The 2,771-nt window shown below is 69.4% G+C and carries 1 protein-coding gene and 1 pseudogene; one reads left to right on the top strand and one right to left on the bottom strand.

Annotation, left to right across the window (positions count from 1 at the left end; genetic code table 11):
- Positions 1–99 precede the first annotated feature (99 nt).
- Positions 100–929: pseudogene (locus tag ACWFRU_RS42190) on the top strand (IS5 family transposase).
- A gap of 220 nt (positions 930–1,149) precedes the next feature.
- Here ACWFRU_RS42190 and ACWFRU_RS42185 read toward each other — a convergent pair.
- Positions 1,150–2,771, bottom strand: a 1,622-nt coding sequence (locus tag ACWFRU_RS42185) for a Helicase associated domain protein (protein ID WP_453694151.1), incomplete at its 5' end; no start/stop codon positions are given.

Here is a 2,771-nt window from a genome sequence, read left to right as displayed (position 1 = left end):
ACCTCGCCGAGCCGCACATCCTGCCCGGCATCGACTGACCCCCGAGGCTCTCTAGGCGGTGTCTTCAAATGATCATCGTTGGTGGATCATGGTGTCGTGATACGTCGTCATGAACTGTCTGATGCTGAGTGGGAGTTCGTCCGGCCGTTGCTGCCCGTGTCGTTGCGGGGGCGGAAGCGGCTGGATGACCGCAGGGTCCTGAACGGGATCGTGTGGAAGTTCCGGACCGGGACGGCCTGGCGGGATGTGCCCGAGCGCTACGGGCCGTGGGCCACGCTGCATACGCGTTTTCGCAGGTGGGCGGCGGACGGGACGTTCGAACGGATGCTGCGGGCCGCGCAGGCGAGGGCCGACGCGGCGGGCGACATCGAGTGGCTGGTGTCGGTCGATTCCACGGTCGTCCGGGCCCACCAGCATGCTGCCGGGGCTCGAAAAGGGGGCTCTGCGACCCGGCCCTCGGCCGGTCCAGGGGCGGTCTGACCAGCAAGGTGCACCTGGCCTGCGACGGCCGGGGCCGTCCGCTCGGCTTCGTCGTGACGGGCGGCAACACCAACGACTGCACCCAGTTCACCGCCGTGATGGACGCGATCAGGGTGCCCCGGATCGGCCCCGGCCGTCCCCGCGTCCGGCCCGATCACGTCCTGGGCGACAAGGGCTACAGCTCCAAGGCGATCCGCACCTGGCTCCGCCGCCGCGGCATCCCCCACACGATTCCCGAGCGGGCCGACCAGATCGGCAACCGGGCCCGGCGGGGCAGCCGCGGTGGCCGCCCGCCGGCCTTCGACCGCGAGGCCTACAAGCACCGCAACGTCGTGGAGCGGTGCTTCAACCGTCTGAAGCAATGGCGCGGCATCGCCAGACACTACGACAAGACCGTCCAGTCCTACGAAGCAGCCGTCACCCTCGCCTCACTCCTGATGTGGGCGTGACATTTGACGACAGAACCTAGCACGGCGGCTACCCTCCGAGTGGAACCACCGTGTGATGCCAGCAGAAACCGCAGGCGGGCTCCGTTGCTTGAAGGAACGGGCCGGGTGCGCAACGCGCGCTCCAACCCCTGCTCGATCTGTCCCACATCTGCCTCTCGAAGCCGCCAGTCGGCAAGGCCGGCACCTGCAGTCTGTCGTGTCAGTTCTCCCAGGTCGTCTGTCACTGCCTGCCAGGTTTCGCCCATTGCATGCCGAGCTTGGCGAGGGCGCCGAGCTGGTCGGTGTCCAGCCGGTCTCTTCTGGATTTCGTGTTGGAGATCCATACGCCCAGCTTCACGACCGCCGGCTCCGTCCCGCCGTCGACCGCGATGATCTCGCTGTGCCCGCGCGGTACCGGGCGGTCGGCGCCTTCTCGTTCCACCCATAGCGTGAGGGCTGCCAGGCCGCGCTGGAATGCTGTCTGTGCCTTGCTCGGCCCCTTCGTCGTACGAGCGGCTGCCGGGGCGGGAGACGCGCTCTCAGCGGGCTGCACACCCAGCTTCGACAGCCGCTCCTGCTGCTCGGGGAGAAGCTGCGCCCAGGTGCCGGGGTTCTTCTGCCGCTGGAGCCACTTGCCCAGGTCGTCACCCTCGAACAGCACCCCGGGTTCGATGGCCGGCAGGACGCCGTCGGCGTCGACCAGGTCCGCCAGGACGCGGTAGTGCCGCTGCCAGTCCAGCGGCCACGGGCAGTTCCAGTCCTCATCGATCGCCGACAGCTGCGCCGCCCGCTCCGCCGCGCGCTTCGGGTCCTTCCCCAGGCCGCCTTTCCGGCGGAGGTTGGCCATGTGCTGCCCGACCGGCACGAGCGCCTCAGCCTCGCTCTCACCCCACACTGCGTCCTGCCGCGGTGCGAGGTGCCCGGTGGCCCGCCGGTAGGAGCGGAGTGCGGCGAGCTTGTTCTCCCACGCCTCCTCGCCGGGCTCCCAGACCATCCCAGCCTCGGGCGCGTCCAGGAGGACCTTGCGCCGCTCCTCCAGCTCTCCGGCCCGCAGCGTCTTCCGTTGTTGATGGACCCACCGCCCGAGGGGGAAGTTCTTCGTGACCCCCACTTCGACCTCGACGTCGTAGGGCACGGCGTGGACGCCGGTGATCTCGTTCTCCGCCCTCCACCGGATGAGGGCCTGGTAGCCCTCCAGCCACACCAGCGACTCCGGCCGGTATACCCGAGTGCGCAGGAAGGCCGCGATCGTCGCTGTGTCGCGCGGGCTGGAGAAGTGCAGCAGCGCGGACTCGGCAGCGGCGTCTGTGTCGCCGTCGTGCTCCTGGTCCTCGCCGTCGCTCTCGCTGCCGGCGCCGACGATCTGCCCGTTCTCGTCGCGCTGGACGTGGACCTTGCGCTTGCCGCTGGTGAGGGCGCGGGAGGCGAGTTGCTCGACCAGGCGCTCATCGTGGCTGCGGAGCCCTTGGAGGACGGCTACGAGCGGCTTGTAGCTGGCGCTGGCGACCATGTCGGTGGGGTCCTCGTTCGGTTCCAGGAACACCGGGACGATGATGCGGGCGACCTTGGTGGTGCAGTCCTTGTTGAGTCGGAGTGCCCGGCCGATGTTCTGGACGATCTCGATCTGGGAGCCGCGGGTGTCGGCGAAGCAGACCGCCTCCACCCCGCGGTCCCCGGTGATGTCGACGCCTTCTCCGAGGACGCGGCAGCTGGCGAGGAACGCGCGGTGCACCCGGCGCCCGGCCGTGTCGATCCCGTTGGCGAACTGGCGCAGAACCTCACGCCGCTCACTGACGAGGTGGTCGCCGCACAGCCATGCCGACCACACCCGGTCCGGCGGAACATGGCGGCCGACCTCCAGTT

This window comes from Streptomyces sp. NPDC055099, from assembly GCF_053607685.1.
Note: the sequence above shows the minus strand (reverse complement) of the source record. Positions and strands in the feature narration are given on the sequence as shown.